The 18,546-nt window shown below is 67.4% G+C and carries 2 protein-coding genes and 2 pseudogenes; all 4 read right to left on the bottom strand.

Annotated features, from left to right (window positions below; genetic code table 11):
• Positions 1 to 186: 186 nt before the first annotated feature.
• Positions 187 to 4,413, bottom strand: a pseudogene (locus ABD140_RS40150) (Tc toxin subunit A-related protein); the annotation flags it as partial.
• A gap of 4,613 nt (positions 4,414 to 9,026) precedes the next feature.
• Positions 9,027 to 16,442: a SpvB/TcaC N-terminal domain-containing protein gene (locus ABD140_RS18975; RefSeq protein ID WP_344242206.1), complete on the bottom strand. Its 7,416-nt coding sequence runs from the start codon at positions 16,440 to 16,442 to the stop codon at positions 9,027 to 9,029.
• A gap of 815 nt (positions 16,443 to 17,257) precedes the next feature.
• Positions 17,258 to 17,818 (bottom strand): helix-turn-helix domain-containing protein, encoded by a 561-nt coding sequence (locus ABD140_RS18970; protein WP_344242205.1) that lies wholly within the window; start codon positions 17,816 to 17,818, stop codon positions 17,258 to 17,260.
• A 105-nt stretch (positions 17,819 to 17,923) separates the two neighbouring features.
• A pseudogene (locus ABD140_RS18965) lies at positions 17,924 to 18,402 on the bottom strand (transposase); the annotation flags it as partial.
• Between the last annotated feature and the right edge of the window lie 144 nt (positions 18,403 to 18,546).

Raw genomic sequence — 18,546 nt, 5'->3', positions numbered from 1 at the left:
GATGGTCAGTGTGGTGGAACCGGTTTCCGACAGCTGCCACCATTCATTGGGGAAGCTGTCGCGAAGGCTGAATGCCACATAGAGGCCCTTGCGGCCAGCGGTCAGCATGGTTTCGTTCAGGATCGCGCCAAGGGCCTTCTCGGTCATGGTCCGGAATGTCGAGCCGCCCTGGCGAGCTGTATAACGGATGTGCAGGATCAGGTCACTGATCGTGTCGTGGTCGAACTGCGGGTAAGCCGTCGGTAGCTCGATCTGCCAAGTGCTGATCGCCCCGGCGCCTTCGAACGGCAGGTACCGCTCGTCGTGGAAGCTCAACTCGAACAGCCCGGAGTCGGACGCCGCGGTGCTCGTGGCGATGGAGGAGATGCTTCCAATGTTGTAGGCGAAGCGCGAATCGTTGCCGAGGTCTTCCGCGTACCTGTCCTTGTCGGTGACGGCGCCCTGCTTCGGGGCGGTGGACTTGCGGTACTTGTTTGCGACTAGCGACAGGGTCATGCCCACCGTCGTGTAGGGGCCAGCGTTGCACACCAGGGAGGTGGAGACGGTCTTGATGCGGCGCAGATAGTGGTCTGGGTGGTCGAGGTCGAAGGCGACCTCGGGCACCGTGACCGTCACCTTGCCGGTGGACTTCAGTTGCAGCAGGGCACCGGGGTCGAGCTGGGCCAGCGAGACGTGCTTGGTGAGCTCGTATTCGCGGATGTTGTTGTCCAGGTAGGCCAGCTCCATCCGCTTGATGTCGTGAAGCAGCGCATCGGCGGCCATCAGCCCCTTCTTCTGGCTGTTCCAGTAGCCGAAGGAGATGAAATCGTCTTCGCGAGCGAGCTCGTAGCCGTAGCAGCGCTCGGCCTTCTTGGCGGTATCGTAGGCCAGCTTGTACGCCTGGTAGTAGACCGAGCTGGCCTGGCCGATGATCCAGGTGTAGAGCTCCTGCCTGGTGTACTTGGTGAGCATGAACTTCTGCAGCTGCTGCGCGTTCTTGGTCTGCAGGTCGTGCGTCGCCAGGTCCTCGGCCAGCGTGTCGAGGTGCAGCTGACCGTTGGCGATCTGCTGTCGCACCTGGGTGAGGTCGCGCTCGGCAAGCGTCAGCTGGAACTGCCAGTCGTCGCTGCGCCGCTGGTAGCCGGCTTGCGTCGCGGCCATTCCAGCCGACTTGTCCGCGGTTCGGGTCAGGGACGACAGGACTGCTACTGCAGTCTCGGCCGCGCCGCCGATTCTCTCGCCGCCGGTTGAGACGGTCACTGTCGGCGACCCACCGAAGCCGGCACCGCCCGCCATGAACGTGGGGATCAGCTTCAGGCCTCCGGCGAGCGCGTATCCCAGCGCTACGGCTTCTTCACCCTGCAGGGACGCCGCGTTGAGGCCGGCTGCGGTGATCTCCCAGGTGTTCATGTAATCCTGGGAGGAGAAGAAGTCGATCCGCTCCTGGATGACGTCCTGGGCGCGGTTGAGCGCCTCTATCGCGCCATGGGCCTCTTCGATCGTCGCCAGCTTCACGGCGCGCATCGCGTTGAGCACGGCGATCTCCTGCTGGTCGCGCAACCGGCCTAGCGTCTCGCTGTCCTTCTTCTCCAGCGCCGACAGCAGCCCCGCCCCGAGGGCCGCGACATGCTGGGTGAGTTCGGTGGCTTTGGCGGTCATGGTGGTGAACCGGTAGTGCGGCAGTGGCGCGCCCAAGCCAGCGAGGAAAGCGGAGACGTCCAAACCGGCCGCGGCCGCCCGGACGAGCGCTCCCGGGTCGATCGGTGGTGAGAACAGTGAGAGCGAGGCTGCGACCCCGTCGATGTTCTGGCAGTTGCGGATCTTGAAGAGCCGGTCGGCGACCAGGTCCCAGGTCTCGAGCAGCTTCTCGTTAGGTGGGATGCAGAAGTACAGGGAGGTCAGCGTCGTGGGGGGCGGTGGCAGCTCGGCGTCCTGGTGTGGCGGGACGTTCGGGTCGGGCACGAGGGTCTCCAGGTCGAGCAGCGCATTGCTGAAAATGTCGATCTCGCCGCGGAGCTGGTTGTAGGTCATGTCGGGCATGGGCACGGCCGGCGGGACGATGCGTGGCTTCGGGCCGAGCAACGTGCTGGCGAGGACGTAGAGCTGGGTCGCCTGGTTCACCGACTCGCGGGTGAAGCGCCGGAAGAGGTTGTCGCCCCAGTCGACGAGGTTCTTCACGTAGTTAAGGACGATCGCCATCTGGTACGCCACCGGCCGCGACCGAGCGACGACGTCGGGCTTGAACGGATTCTCCCGCCACTGGGACACCGCGAAGGCTAGATCACTGATCGTCGACGCGGACGGATCGCCAGCAATCGTGTTCATCACGATGTCGATCCGCTCGGCGAGGTAGTTGGTGGCCGTCTTCTCGTAGAACGGCTTGGTCACCCAGAACCGGCGCGGCGCGGGCGCGCTCCCGGCGCCGACCGGGTTGAAGATGTAATGGAACCAGTTCTGCGCCTCCTCGAACTGCTGGTCCTGGCCGAGCCGCATCGCGATGTCGAACGGGAGATGGAAGAACAGCTCCCAGTTGTAGGAGGAATAAGCGCCGCCGAGTTCGAAGTCGACGTTCTCCCGCGGATACGGCTGGATCACCAGTGCACTGGGTTGGTAGGTCGCCGCGAAGTCAAAGCCGGTGTCGGTGAGCTGCAGGGAGCGCTCGAGCAGCGCGGGGATGCCCCCGCCGTTCAGCCGCTGGCGGAACAGGCACGCGAGCGGGTGGTAGAAGTTGCGCACCTGCAGGCCGTAGCGCAGTCGCCAGTATGCCCGCAGTTCGTCGAGGATGGCCAGGTAATCGGGATCCTGCATGGCCTGCTTGACCAGGTCGGCCAGCGGGACGGACGGGTCCGTCTGGTGTTTCACGAGGTACTTGGTGACCAGGGCGATGATGTCCTCAACCAGCCGCAGGGTATTCGACACGGTCTTCTTGCGCGCGTCGATCTCCTGTTGCGCCTTGGCGTAGGCAAGGTCGTAGGCTAGCCCTGCGTCCTCTCCTTGCTCCCGGTCCGGGTGCCGACGGGTGTGCGGGTAGAAGCCAGGGACAAGCACATAGTCGCGCGCGTAGTCGCCGAAGAAGTACGGGAGCAGGGTTCCCAGCGGCAACGGCATCCGCCGGTCCTGCGTGCCGCGGTTGGCGTACTGCGCCGCCCAGAGCTGGATGAACAGTACGATCCAGTCGAGGATCGTCATCTGCAGCGGGTAGGTGACCTCGAACAGTCCGGCAGGGGTTCGGTCGAAGATGCGTTGGGGGGTCTGCCCGGCCATCTGCTGGATGGCGAGCTCACCGCCCTGCTCGGCGACGTGCTCCATGAACCGCCCGGAGTCCAGATCGGTGTGCGCGAAGCGAGGGAACAGCCAGCTGGGCATGCTGCCGCCCTGGTGTGCCTCGGGCAGCCCCTTGCAGCCGGTAAGGGCGAACGAGCCGAGGAAGGAACCGTTTTCGAAGCAGGAGATGGCCTGGTTCGCGCCAAGGCTCCAGACGAGCATGGTGAACTCGGTCTGGTCGGGTAGCGACTGGTGGGCGAACCAGCCGGTGTAGAGCGCCGTGTCGCTGACCCGCTTCTCTCGCCATCGACCGTCGGTGAACTCACTCATCGCCAGCTGGACTTTCCAGCGCTGGTCGGGCTTCTGAGTGCTCTGCCCGCCGGACAGGCTGTCCGGGTCGGGGACGTCCGGCGGATCCTCGTCGTCCCTGGGCTCCTTGGTGAATTCGGGCCAGGCGAGGGTGAGCCGCGAGTTCCGGGAGAACGCGAGCAGCTGCTCGCCGGTGATGTCCAGCGGCACCTTCTCCCATGGCGTCCATGCGCGCTCCTGTTCGAACTGGCGGTGGTAGTACACGGCCGGGCTGCCGCCGCGGGTGCGCGCGAAGACGTGCTCGACGTGAGCCTTGGTGTCGTAATAGGCCGTCATGACCTCAACGTGGGCGATGTCGTCGAGCGCCTCGAGGTAGCCGTCGGTCGCCTGCTCGACCGCGGCGTCAGTGAGCATGTCCTGCTGCAGCGTGTTCTCCAGATCCAGGAACAGTTCAGACTTGTCGTCGCGTAGTTCCGGAGAGATCCAGTTCTCCGGCCAGAGGAAGATCTTGCGGTTCGACTCCCAGACCCGGAAGTTCGCCATCCAGTCCCACTGCGCCCAACCGTCGTCCTGCCCGACGCTGGCGGCGCTGGCCGGCTCCAGTCCCATCAGGCAGCGCATGACGAACAGCTGTACGGTCGCGTGCGCCTGCGCGATGCGTGAGGTGCTCATGCAGGCGGTCATCTGCGAGTCGATGAGGAAATAGTCGTAGAGATCGTCGATGGATCTGAGGTCGGGATTGTCGGCGAGTAGGAAGGCGACCAGCGCATCCCGCTTGGACTCGCGCAGCGGGTCTTGGATCTGCTTGAGCACCCCCAGCCACTCGGCGTCGGCGTACCGGGACTTCAGTGCCAGACGCATGGCCAGCGCGTCGGGCAGCGCGAGCACCGGCTTGCTGACTTGGACGGCGGTCGGGACGTCCAAGCCCAGAGTGCGCAGCATTGTGACGGTCTTGAGCAGATCGGTCACCGTCTGCGGATCGCGGTAGCGCGTGATGTCCGGTGTGGACAGGCACAGGTGACCGTCCAGCGCGATGAGCAGGTCGGCGTCGGTGCCGGTGAGAGTCGCTAGGTAGGCCAGCAGGTCAGTGGTCGCTGACTGCGCCAGCACCAGGTTGAAGAATCCGTTCACGGTATAGGGCGCGTTCGGGTCAGCGGGGTTCGCCACGTCCGGGTAGTCGGCAAGCAGGACGAGCCAACCCCGCATCTGTTGCCACGCCGCGAAGCCGCTGGCCGGCTGGCCGACCGCGTAGGGCAGATGGTCCAGCTCCAGCCACCCTAGGGCCGTGGCATTGGCGAGCAGCCAGGTGGTAGTCGGCGTCGGTTGTTCGAGCTTCTCGATCGCCACCGCGATAACGTGCAGGAGCTGGATCGCGCGTTGCTGCAGGTCGGTGGTGGCCGACGTGGAGGCGTCGTCCAGCAGCACCTCCATCAGCGTCGGGTTGCCGGCCGCCACCGGTTCCTTGAGTTGTGCCGTGGTCAGCAGGGCACTGGCGGGGTCCTCTTCGACTGCCAGAGCGGTCGCCACGGCCGTGACGAGTGCGGCCTCTCGGGCGGCCCGGTACAGGTACTCGCTGACCGCGGCGGCGACTGCGGCGATCACGGCGTTCTCCTCCGCGACCCGCGGGCGCGCTGCGGCCGCGCGCGTGGCGAGCGCAGCCTTGATCGCGGTTGTATCGACGTGGTCGGCGAGAGCCGCGTCGACGAACGCCGACTCAGTCTGCGTGGGGTCGGTCCAGTCGTCGGTGAGTAGGATCTGCAGCCGCGCGAGGGTCGTCGCGGTGATGCCGGGAAGCTTCGCGAGGAAGGGACGAACAGCCGCGGTGTTCTCTGTCGGGGTGCCGTCAGCCGAGGGGGCCAGCGTGTAGGAGGCCTTGGCGGCGCCGTAGGTGGCATGCAGGTCGGCCAGCAAAGCGGTGATCGTCGTGGCCGGCAGGTCGCGGGTGGCGAGGTCGGACGCCTCGTGCCGCAGCAGGTAACGCCAGGTGGCGATGGGCAGCGCCGACCCGCGCATCGCCGTTGCCGCTCGCGCGAACGCAGCCAGCTCCGCCGCCGAGGCACGTGAGTCGGCTCCGGTGATCGCGGCGAGGTCGGTCACCTCGCCGATCGACAGTCCTAGCGCGAAGGCGATCCGGGACAGGCCATAGGCGACACTCAGGCTGGCGGCGGTCAGAGCCGGGTCCGTCCCGGCGGCACCGATGAGCAGATCGGAGTCGGCGGGGCTGGTCCCGAGCGCGAGCCCGAGGAACTTGCGGACCGAGGAGAGCTTGATGCCGGTGCCGGGAGTCGCCGCCTCGGTGCTCTCGTTGGCGTGCACCGCATCGGGCAGGAACCGGGGGTCGACCGATCCGACGCGGATGGGATCGAGGAACGTCGTCGCGTAGGCGCTGGTGGGGTCGTCTACATTCAGCGTTTCCAGGATGTCGAGGATCCCGTCGATCGGCAGCGCCAGCAACGTTGCCGCCTCGGCTAGCCGGGTGAACGCGATCAGGCAGCTGTCGTCGAGCGTGCCGGCGCCCCCCGCGTTGCTGCGTATCGCGCGGCCGAGGGTGGCGTTGCTCCAGCCTGTGGCCGTGCGTACCCGGATGAAGCGGTGGATTCGGTCGAGTGCGGTGTCGTCGAGGTTGACGATGCGCTTCTGGGCGAGATCGGCGCTGGAGTCGAGGTGCTGGACGAACAGATCCTGGCCACCGTCGATCCACTCCAGTTCAAGCAGCTCCAACAGGTCCTGGTAGGTGATCCCCGCCCGGGTGACGAAGGTGTCGACCATCGCGAGGGTGGCGGCGGCGGGCGATGCGGGTGTGTTCCAGATCGTCGGCTGGTTCGCCGGATCGGACGTGGTGATCAGCGACCGCTGCCCGTCGCTGAGCCCGAGGCGTTCAGCGGCGATGGTAGCGTCGGACGGCGCTCCCGCGGCCTGCAGCCGGCGCATCAGGTCGGCCCGGTCGATGTCGAACTGGGCGAGATAACGCCGTGTCTCCTGATGGGCCAGGTCGAACGGCAGGGTGAAGCACCAGGTGCTCGCGGCGAGAGCCTGATAGGCGGTTTCCTTGAGATACTGCGGGGCGGCGGCGCGTTCCGCTTCGTTGCCGAACGTCTGCCGCAGCACCCGGATGAGCCACTGGCCGGCGTCGGGCACGATACCGGCGACGGCGGCTGCGCCGCGGGCCACGAACACGCCGTCCAGGTCAGGCCCGTATACGACCGCCTCGTCGGTGAACGCCAGCCCGGCGCCCTGCAGTGCGGTCAGCAGGGGCGCCGAGATCGGGCCGTCCGCGACCGGGCCGTTGTAGGCCAGCCCGGCCTCGGGCGCGATGGCCTCCTCCAGCAGCTCGCAGACCATGTCCAGGTAGGGGATGGAGGTGTTCGTGTTGGCGCAGTTGAGATCGGTGACGACCAGGTCGGGACGTCGCGACAGCAGCACATCACGGGCGCCCTTCAAGGTGACCGCTGGAGAGGTCGTGGTGTCGACCACCAGGCGGTCGCCGAGGAACTGCAGCAAATCGACCAGGTACGCGGCCGCACCGTGCACCGATCGACAGTCGACGCACTCGCACATGTCCATGGCGGAGAAGAGGCTCTTCATGTTCGGGAAGTCCTTGACCACCGGCTCCAGGAGCGCTGGAGCAAGCGCCATCGCCGGCAGCATCGTGGCGGCCGCGGCGCCCTGCAGCTGACCGGCCAGCAGCAGGCTGCTCGCATGGATGTCTGCCGCCGTGCGGTAGGCGCGCAGCGCGTCCGGGGCGGGCGCGCCGCTCCGCACGAAGTCGCGGACGAATCGTTGTCGGCCTTGCCGGACGACGCCGCTGGCGGAGGTGATGCCAAGGCTCAACAGCGCCTTGGTGCGATCATAGTTCGGCGCCAGCCTGTATACCCGCTGCGCGGTTTGCAGCGCGGCCCGGACGTCGGCATCCACCGGCCGGTCGTGCTCGGCCAGCAGGGCCCGCGCGTTGCCGCGGGCCAGATCGAAGTCGGGGTTGGCGGCGAGCACGTCGGCTACCGCCTGGGCGTGCGGCAGTGGCGGCTGGTCGTCACGGTCGAGCCGGACGGCGAACGCCGTGGTCGGAAACCGCCTGGCCATCCGCGCTTCCATCGCCGCACCGGTTCGGTCGGCCACGTGCGGGTCGGTATTGTCGACGCTGCCGACCGCGGTGGCCCAATCGGCCGCGCTCAGCTCGGCCAGCCGGTGTTCGTCTCCGTTGCCGGTGATGCCGAAGCTTTCCCGCACAGTACGGATGAGTGCGGGGTCGCCGCCGAGCAGCTCGGCCAGGGTCAGGTCGCCCAGCACCTCACCGGCCTGCGGGTCGGACGGGATCAGCTGCAGCTCCTGCAGCTTGCCGAACACGCTGGGCAGGTCGCCGAACGGGTCGGCATCGAGTACCGTCTGCAACTGCCGGTGCAGGTCAGACCCGGCGAAGTGGGCGAGCTGTGCGCGCAGTACGCGCTGCCGCTCCTTGCGTGCCCACGCACGGGCCTGCTCATAGTGCGGGTCCAGCTGGATGAGGATGTCGGGCAACTCGTCGCTGAGCCGTTGCGGAACGCGGAAGGTTCGCACCGCGGCGTGTACCGCCGCCTCGATGTCCGTTCGCGGGAGCAGGACGATGTCATTGAACAGCGGCTCGGTGGGCGTGCTGACCGTGATGTGCAGCCGCGGAGTGAGCGACGGCCAGTGCTGGACCGCGGCGAGTACTTCTTCGGCGAACAGCGCGTAGAAGAAGTAGGCAGGGATGCCGGTCTCGCGAGCGAGTCGGTTGCCGACTATCACCCAGCTGACCCGGTCGCGGTCGAATCCGCTCTCGCCGGCCAGGAAGACGACGTCCTGCTGCTGGTCCAGGTCCGCCCAGTCGTACTCGCCCAGCAGCGGCTCCAGCGTTGAGACCAGGTGCTCATACTCGCTGCGTTCCGGCACGGTCTGCACCGCGAGCCGCACGGTGATCGATACCAGCGCCGGCGCGTTGAACACGGTCTCTTCGATCGGAGGGTCGTATACCACCTGCTGGTCCACCCGCACTTGCACGTAGATGTCCGGGCGGTTCAGTTCGAGCTGCCAGGACCGCTCCGGGGAGTAGCGCACGAAGTAGAAGCCGTGCTCGTCGGTGTCGACCTCGCCGAGCTGCTGGCCGCTGCGAAGATCCCGATCGATGGTCCGCACGATTGCTCTGTCGACCGGGCGCTCGTCCGGCCCGAGAACGAGACCAAGAACGTATCCGTACTGCGGCGCGTCGTACTCCCGCAGTGCGAGTTCGGTTTCGCTGTCGGCGGCGCCCGTGGCGGGAAGGCCCAGGCGCCGCTGGATGGCGAGCAGCTCATGCCGCGTGCTGGCACCGAAGAAGCCGTGCACAAGCTCGCCCGGCTCGATTGCGGCATCGAGGTCGAGCATCCGCGCGTGCAGGGCGCGGACATCATCGCCAGAGAGCCCGACGGAGAGCGTGCGATAGCGATCGGTCACGGTTGAGCTCCCATGCGCGTCTTGGGTCAGAATCCGAGCTTGTCGATCAGGAACCAAGCCAGTTTGTTCTCGTTCTTGTAGGCAGGCTGCTTCGGGTCGTTGGGGATCACCGAGGAGATCAGCTTGTCCTGCGCGTCCAGCGACTTCGACAACCCGTTCGACGGCGAGAGGTCAACGCCGAATGCAGCCTTGGACGCCTTTTCAATGCCTTTGTCGGCGAGCCCACCGCCCGTGTAGCCGACAGAGAAGGCCTCACCGACCGGCCCGCAGTACATCGCCACGCCGGCGACGAGATCACCGCTGGCCACCAGCCGGTCGCTGTTGTTGTTCGCGGTCGCCAGGTCCACCGCGGCGAGCCCGACGCCCAGTGGTTTGGCCACCTCACCGACGACCTTGACGACCGGCTTGACCACCTTCACCACCGGAGCGGCGACCTTGGCAGCCTTGGTCGCCGATCGCAAGAGCGCTCCGGCCTCCTTCACCTGGGGTGCGACGGTCTTTGCCGTGGGCGCCACCGCTTTGGCGGCCTTGGCCAGCGCGTTCGCATCCTGCGCGATCGGGGCGGCCTTGCGGACGGCACTGGCGTCCTTGGCGGCCTTGGTGACCTCGGCCGCGTCCTTGGTCACCTCGCTGACGGCCGTCGCGTCCTTGGTGACCTTCGCCGTACCAGCTGCCACAGGCTTCGCGTTGTCCACTGCCTTGGCGACCGTCGTAGCGTTGTTGCCGCCGCCCGTCGTCTTGGTGATGGCGGAGGTACCCCTGGTGGCATCGACAGTTCTGGCCGCGTCGTTGGTCGCGGTGGTGGCGGTGCTCGCCGGCTGCTTGAACAGCTCGAGTTGCTGCGGGCCACCGGTAGGCGCCGCCTTGGCCACCGGCGCGCTCTTGGGTGCGGCCGGCTGGTCGAACGGTAGCTTCAACTGGTGCTCGGTCTGGACACCGGGCATCTTCAGCTGCTCACCGATCAGCCCGGGTGGCGGCTTCGGCGCTGAGGGTTTCCACGCGGCGGTCGCCGCCCACGGGTCCGTCTTCGGCGCGATCTTGCCTCCCGCCGTGACCGGCTTCGGGCCGATCGCGTTGGTGGAGAGCTTGGGCTGCCCTTTCGGTGGGTTATTTACCGAGACGGTTGTTCTTCGTTCGACTCTGGCGAATTCGCCGCGAGCCTTGGCGGCTTGCGCATCGGCGCGCTCGCCGACCGACTGCCGGGCGTTCAGGTCGGGTGCCTGAATACCGACGTCAGAGACGGTGCCGATCTTCTGGCTCCACATCGGCGTTTCGGGGGAGTGGCCCAAGACATAGTTCGCTGGCGCACCGCCCCACAGCCTGGAAAGTTCCTTTGCGAAGTTGTAGTGCTTTGCTTGGAAGTTGCCACTGCCGGTCGCCTTGACCGGGAAACGCAATCCCTTGGACTCGGTCAGGAACATCTGCACCAGCGGGAGTTCATCGCCCAGACCGGTGGGATCGATCCGCGACACCGGGTTGTCGCCGGAGTAGGAGTATCGGTTCACCCCATCGATCAGGCCGGCGGGGTCAGGGCTGAGCCAGCGGCCGAGCCAGCTGCAGTAGTAGCGCGCACCGAGCAGGTAGTAGCCCGTTTCCTCGTCCTTCTCCTTGCCGAGGTAACGGTAACGCCTCGTACTCGCCGCAGCCGCGCCTCTCGCCAGCCACAACGCCGTTGTGCCGAACGGGTGGTACTCCTCGTAGGCGATCACCGCTCCGGTGTCGTCGCACTCCACCGCGCTCGACCCGAGCAGGTCGGCGAGTTGGTACCGCACGCGCGGAGTGCCGTCGAAGCCGGGTCGGTCGGCATCGAACACCAGCGTCTCGACCAGCGCGAGCGTGCGCTTGCCATCGAGCACGCGCACGGTGCGCCGCTCGAACACCAGGGCGTTGGACCGGTAGCGGCGGAAGATCTCAAGATCGCCCAGGTAGATCCGCTCTTCGCGGAGCCCGCCGTTGCGCTGCCAGATCTTGCGGACACGGTTCCCGCTACCGTCGTACTGGTAGGTGCAGGTGCCGCCGCCGCTGAGGTCAGCGCCGACCATGCGGCCGCGGTGATCCCAGGTGAGAGCGGCGAGGTTCGGCGCGCGGGTGGTGTTGCCGGCCATGTCGTATTCGAACATCGCCGAGTAGGGGCCTGCGTCCGGATCGCCCGGCAGTTGGTGCGAAGCAAGGCGGTTGGTGTTCGGCGTGTAGTCGCAGTGCCGGGTCCAGCTCAGAGCGGTATTGGTGTGCGCCATCCGCAGGATGTTGCCGACGCTGTCGTAGGTGTAGCTCTCGGTATAGGCGCGAAGCGCGTTGGTGTCGTTGGGATGCGGCAGGGACGGTAGTGCCGGTTCGGACCTGTTCGGCTGTTGGTCGAGACTTGCGTGTTCGCGACCGGTGGCGGTGCGCAACCGGTACGTCGGGTCATAGGTGAACAGCGCGCCTGGGGCCACCATGGCGCTGGCGAAGAAAACGTGTTGGGCGGCGGCATCCCGAGTTTGCACGACGTTACCCACCGGATCATAGGTGTAGCTGAGGTCCTGGATCGTGGTGTTGCCGACGCGGCTGGTGATCGCAATCGGCCGCCCGGACAGCTCGTCGTAGTCATGCCGGACGATGACGCCGTTGCCATGGTGGACGGCGATCCGGCGCCGTCGCGCGTCGTGCTCGGTGGCGGTGACCAGCGGAGTGTCGGCGGAGGTGCCTGCGAACCTGCCGGTGACTGTGGCGAGCGAGCCGCCACGGTATCCGAGTGCGAACTGGGTGCCTTCGGCCAGGTTCTGGACCAGCACGCGGCCGATCGCGTCGAAGGCGGCGGTCGTGGTGAAGGTCTCGGCGCTGAGCAGCGGCGCGGCCGCGGCGTCCAGCGCATTGAGCGGCTGCCCGACAAGCCCTGACCAGTCCGGCATGGTCGGGTCGGCGAGCAGCTGCCGGGTTCCTTCCACGACATTGCCCCCCAGATCGAAGCGCTCGACCCGGGACAACCCGGCATCGTCGTAGCGGCGGTGCACCTGGCCGAGGAGCCCGCGGGCCGCCGCCTGCGGGTGCGCTTCGCCGTAGACGGTGTATTCGGCGACGCGCTCGGTGTTGCCGGCCGGATTGCGCACGAGCAGCTGGGTTTGCCGGCCGAGAAGGTCGTAGCGGCTGGTGACGACGTGCCCGACCGCGGTGACATGCCGCAGGTGTCGACCGGCGGCATCGGGAAGGACGAGCTGGGTGCCGGCATCGATGCTCTCGGTTCGCAGGATCCGCCCAGCCGCGTCCCGCAACTGGCCGCCGACCCGGATCCCGCGGGCGTCGTACACCTCGTACATTTCCCCGGCGAGATCCAGTGCGAAGCGCGTCTCGTACACGCCCTCAGCGCCGTTGTCCGCGCGGGTGCGCACAATTCGGCCGAGCGCGTCGCAGAGCTGGACGAGCGGTGTGTTCGCGTGTGCCGCGGCGAGGGCCGCCGCGCGCTGCTCCGCGGCGCTCGTCGCCCCGCCCTGCCGCGCGAGGTACCAGTCGCTGGACAGCACGGTGTCGTTGCGATCGGCGTTGATCTGGTGCCAGGGTCCGATCTCGACGGTCTCCACCGTGCCGTCCGGATGGTCGACCCGAACCAGCCGCCCGAGCGCGTCGTAGCTACGCCGCTGCAGCACGCTGTGCTTGACCAGGGCGTCGGCGGTGTCGAAGCCGGCGGTGGTGGCGAAGTACGGCTCGTACTGTTCGACCGGGTGGCCCTTGTTGTCGAAGACCGTGCGACCGGTGCCGATCCACCGCGGGTTCGGCGTGGTGTCGACGCTCACCACGCCGCCGGTGCCATCGTCCGCCCATGCCTCACCTGGTTCGCAGGAGGTCTTCGTCATCGCTATCCGGCCGAACCCGTCGACGAACAGGCGTTGTTCCTGGCGGGGCGCTGCTGGATCGCCGTGCTTCTCCCTGATCGCCGCGTGCGACCAACACGGTCCGTTGCCGCTGTACCAGGCATCATCGCCGTAGGCGAATGTGGCGCCGGGCAACGTATCCGGATCGCCGCTGCCGTCCGGGCCCTCCCGCCAGTTGCGGACAACCCGGCCAAGCGGGTCGAACTCCACCCGTTGCCACACGCCGTTGGCATCGGTGGCCTTGCAAGGCGTGAGGGTGCGGTAGTCGTTGTCGAACTGGCGGGTGTTCAGCGACAGCGGTGCGGTCGTGGAGGCGGCCGTGGCGACCACCAGCAGGTGATGGCTGTCCCAGGTGACCGTCGAGGTGTTGCCGAACGGTGTGGTGTGGCTTGTCGGCAGGTAGCAGGCGGCTGCGGAGTATCCGCGGACGCCATCGGTGATCCACCAGTGCCCGTTGATCTGCTCATACCCACCCTCGTTGCTGAGGATCGCCGGGGTGGCGAGACCGCCGAAGGTCGACGTGATCAGGTCTGGGGTGAGGGCGAAGCGCAGCACACGGCGGATGAGCGCGCGCCGACCCAGCTGAGGAGCCGGCAGCGCCGAGGACAGAGCGTCGTTCCAGTACTCGTAGCGGGTTGCGGAGCGCAGCCGCTTCTCGGCCAGGCCCGGGGTGGCCGCGGCACTGAAGTCGCGTTCGGCGAGCGTTGGCAGCAGCGCGGCGAGGGCGGCCGGGTCGTAGCGACCGAGCGGTGGCACCGAGAGGTTGGTGATCTCGTACTCGCGCACCGCGGTCGGGTGTGAGACGAGGTACGCGGTACTGCTGTCGGAGCTGGACAGGTCGGTGACCGTCCAGGTCATCAGGACCTGGTTCTGCTCGTCGATCTGCGGCACTCGACGGCGGTAGGCCACGCTCGCCGTGGAGTTGGGCGTGCCGTGGGCGTCGGTGCCGAGCGTGAGGTCGTGGGTGATCCGGGGGTCGTCGGTGGTGCGCTCGTAGTGGGTGGTGATCGACTCGAGTGGCTCGACCCGGAAGACGGCGGGACACGCCACGTCACCCGGCTGCAGCTGACGGACCCGCGGCCGTGTCTGCGTCACCATCACTGGCGTGTTCGGGCCGCCGTCGTCGACCCATGTCTCGGTGCGCACGGCTCGGCCGGCGAGCGCGCGGGCAGCCTGCGCGAACTCGCGTCCGCCGGTGATGCCGACCCGATCCGCGCCGGTGAGGGTCGGAGCCTTGATATCCGCGGTGAAGGTGCCGTCTTGACGGTCACCGGGCAGCCCGGTGGCGAACCATTCACAGGTGCGCACGGTCGGCAGGTCGAACGCCTCTCCGCCGATGCTCTCCGCGTCGACGGTCTCCGCGTAGCCGAAACCACGCGACTCGCGCTCGACCGGGTCGGACCAGGCATCGCGGTAGGTGAAGCGGGTGACATGCCTGGTTTCCGACACCTCATCGTCGACTTGGACTCGGCTGACCACCACTGCGGCGGAGCTGGTCGTGCCGCGCCAGGGACCACCGCTGCGGGCAGCCGCGAGTTGCTGGCGCGCCGAGGTGTCATATCCGAATGTCGTCCGTGCGCCCATGTTGTTCACGATCGTTTGCAGACGATGCGGCGGACCCTGCACGGCGAGGTCCAAATAGCGGCCGGCTGGCGCGGTCGGCAGGGACGAGGTCCAGACCAGGCAGGGCGTGCCGGCGCCGAGCAGGTCGAGGAACTGCACCTCGCCGAGCGAGTCCACCCGCGGCACCTGGGCCAGCGTCTCGGGCGCGGACCATGAGGTGCCGTGGTGGTTGCGCCACGCCGTGATGGTGTGGTCGCCAAGGTAGAGCAGGTCGGCGGTGCCGGTGCCGTCGAGGTCGGCGAAGCGGATCCGCCCGCCGTCGGGCGGGTGTCCGAGCGCGAGCGTGCCGGTCATCGTTACCCGGGCGCCGTACCGTCCCCAACCGAGGTTGGGCCAGTAGTCGACCCGTCCGTTGCGCACACGGACCAGATCCTGCAGGCCGTCACCGGACATGTCGACGCAGAACCATTCGTGCGCGGAATCGGCGGCAGGTGGCCGGGGACCGTCCCGTTCGTCAGCCGCAGTGACGATCGTCCTGGTGGCGCCATAGCCGACACGGCCGAGTGACTCGGTCCACCGGATGCCATCGGCCCCTCGCCGTACGAGGTCGGCCAGCCCGTCACCGGTGACATCGAGCCGCTGCAGGTGTGGTTCGGCGAGGTCGGTGACCGCGCGGCTCTGGTGGGCCTGGTAGCGGTCCCAGTTCCCGTCCGGCTGGCGGACGGCGGTACCGGACAGCCCGCCCTCCTCGGCCGCGATCCCGATCCGGCCCGTGCCGTCGACATCGCGCAGCCCGGTCGTGCCTGCCGCCGCGGTGGGTGGCAGCTGCGGTACGGGCCGAGGCGGGTCGTAGCGACCGCCGCCAGCGGGTGACTGGTACCACCAGCCGCTGGGTGTGGTGGTCAGAACACCGGGCAGACCGTCGCCATCGAGGTCGACGAAGTGTATGTGCGCTCCGTCGGCGCGCAGCGATAGCGGGACCTCCTTGATCTCGTCGGCGATCACCGGGTCGAGGTAGCCGAATTCGACCGGTGGCAACGCGGCGGTGTCGTAGGATGCGCCGGTCCAGCGGTAGCCCACCTGCCGCAGCGAGGTCAGCCGGGACACCGCAGTGTCGTGAGTGAGCTCGACGGTGCGGACGAGTCGCGGAGCCGGGCCGAGACCCATCGCGGCGCCGAAATCGTGAAAGACCATCAGGCGGCGCAGCCGACGATAGGTCCGAACCTCAAACCCCGCTGTGTAGACGCTGTAGGCATCGTCCCGGGCGGGCCACGAGCGCGCCTCCGTCGGCTCCAGGTCATGCTCGCCGTAGTCGAGCACGACGAGAATGCGTGTGCTGGTCGGGTCGTCCGGTACCACGTTGGCGTAGCGGATGCGCTTGAGGTAGCGGTTGGGCTGGGCCGATGCCTCTGGCTCGAGCCGGTGCTGCTCACCTGGTTGGGGCATGACGTTGGCGGTGTCCTCGCACTTGTACTCATAGGCCGCGACATTGCCCAGGCTGTCGCGAACCTCATCGAGCAGCCACTCGCTGACCCGCCGACCCGATGGGTCGCCGGGATCGGCGATACGAGAGTTAGACGCGCGGCCGAAGGTGCACGTGACGTTGTCGGCGTCGGTGGTGCGCCAGAACGACACACCTCCGGCGGTCGGTGTGCAACGCTCGATGCGGGTGCGGGTGTCGTCAGTGCGTGGCCGGTATCGGCGCACCTGATGCGGCGTCCCGTCGATGCTCTCAGGTTGCTCGACCGCCTGCCATCCACCCTTGCCGTCGGGCTCAAGGCTCGGCACGAGATCGTCGTGACCGGGGAGCGTGAACACGTCTTCGTCGTTGTAGGCGGCCAGCCGCTTCGCGCCGCGCCGGGTTATCGCTGGCACGGACAGGCTCCAGCCGTATCCATACGCTGAACGTGTTCCGCCGGTGTGGTTGAGGCTGAGTTCGGCTGTGCTGGAGCCGCGCCCCGGACTGGTGGCGATGGGGACCGAGACGCTCAGCGCGCCGGTCTGCGTGTTGACGTTCCAGTGCTCACCCATCGCGCGGACGACCAGCCCTCCGCGCGGAAGCTCAGGTGAAGGGAGAAACGTTTCGTCGGCCGCGGCTCCGACTGGAATGGCAGATGGCGTTCTCACAGGCGCGTCACCCTGCCCGTACAAGAAAGCGATAACCCAGCACAGAACAAGCCCCAGCTTCGACGGGCAGCCCGACTTCAGCGAATAGCAACACGCGGCCCATACCGTACATCGCCGCCTCCCGCTAACATTAAGAGAAATGCTCTGGTCGGAGCCCTTCGTCGCGGAGTTGGTCGGCACCGAACCGGCCTTTGAGAATCCCCCATGGCATGGACGGCTACGGCGCGTGCATCGGGTGGCCGTCTGCGAGGCGTGGTACCGCTCTTCGTAGGTGACCGGGCCGAGCATATGGGGGCTAGAGTGCCCCTCTGAACGGGTTATACCAGTACTCGATCCATTCAAACGCGACAGCGGCGATTTGACCTCTTATTTGCCATACCCTGGTGTCGAGCGGTTCGAGTTGCCTGGTATTCGGATCGCGGCCCGCAGTTCACATCTCGGGTGTTCGGTCGTCGGCTGCGTGACGCTGGCCTTCTCGGCTCGATGGGGGCGGTCGGGTATTGCTTTGATAATGCGATGATGGAGTCGTTCTGGTGAACACTTCAGCTTGAGCTGCTCGACACCCGAAAACGGCGGACAGGGGCCGAGTTCGCCGCTTCGCTGTTTGAATGGATCGAGTGCTGGCATAACCCGTTCAGAAGGCACTCAGCCTCGGAGTGCTCAGTCCGGCAGCCTGCGGGGAGCGGCACCGAGCCTCGCACGACGCCGGCTGACCCATCTCATCGCAGGTGGCCGTGCAGGATCCGTTCCAGGGCAGTGCGAATCGGTTCGAGTCGGGGGTCGTCCAGGCGGGTCTGCGGGTGGACCGATGCGAATCCGGCTGCAAGGAGCAGTTCATTGCGCTCGAGGACCGGCACCTCCAGGGGTTCGGCCAGTCGGATGATCATTGATCGGCCGGGGGCCGATCGTCCGCTCTCGATGAAGCCGATGTGCCGTTGCGTGGTGTCGGCACGCATGGCCAGTTCCAGCCGGCTGATGCGTCGCCGGGTGCGCCGCTCACGCAACGCTCCGGGGAGCCCGCCCCTGGTCGATTCGCTGATCGCCCTTCTTGTGCGACCCGATCGGCTGCTGATCCGCGATTCCGTGCGAGGAGACGCCGCGCGACGGCCGGCGCAGCCGGGTCGTTGCCGCACGCCGACCATTCGCGACCGAGGGGATCGACCATGGCTGACATCGACATTCACGACTTCACCGAACGCTACGTCGCCGTATGGAATGGATCCGATGCGGAGTGCCGCCGCGCCGCGATTCGCGAGCTGTGTTCCGCCGATGCGGTCCATGTGCTGCAGCCTCCCAAGGAGATCCTGCAAACCGTTGAAGGGCTGGGTTTCGGCTCGGCCCCCGGGGAAGGCCAGAATCGCGTTTTGCAGTTCCTCGGTCAGGGTTCAACCGACCGGGTACTGCAGACGGCGGCCGGTCAGCAATGCGAGGAAGGCATGGGTGCCGCCGCCGGAACCGGTGCGCACCAGCACCCGCCGCCTGCGCGCCGCGGGTAGTCGGGCGAGCGCGAGTCTCGTGGTCTCGATGTGGTCGGAGGCGGTGTTCGACCCGGCCCTGCCCGTGCGCAACAGCACCGCCAGAGCCTCACCCCCGCCTGCCGGGCCGTGGTCGGCGAATGCCGTCAACGGGTGGAACCCGAACATCTTCTTCCAGGTGGGGACGGCCTGCTCTTCGCCTGAGTGGGAGATCACGATCGTCGCGTACAGATCGACCGGGACCACCTGCCCGCCCGCACCGGTTCCGCCACCAAGGTGTCGATGAGCCGGGAGACCGTCGGATCAGAGGCCACCGGCCCGAACAACTCGCTCTGGGCGCGGAGCATCGCCACATCGGACAGGCAGCCCCCGCCTAACGCCAGCGCCACCGGGCTGCAGCAGCCGGCATGGCCCGATCCGGCCCACTGGCCCGGATCGTCTCCAACAGCAGCAGCCCACCGGACCGGGAGACGATCCCGAACCATCCGACGACACCGCGACCTTGGCCTTCCAGGCTGTAGTCTTCACCTGAA

Origin of the sequence: Actinocorallia libanotica, assembly GCF_039525175.1 — a bacterium.
GTDB classification, from domain to species: Bacteria; Actinomycetota; Actinomycetes; order Streptosporangiales; family Streptosporangiaceae; genus Actinocorallia; species Actinocorallia libanotica.
Note: the sequence above shows the minus strand (reverse complement) of the source record. Positions and strands in the feature narration are given on the sequence as shown.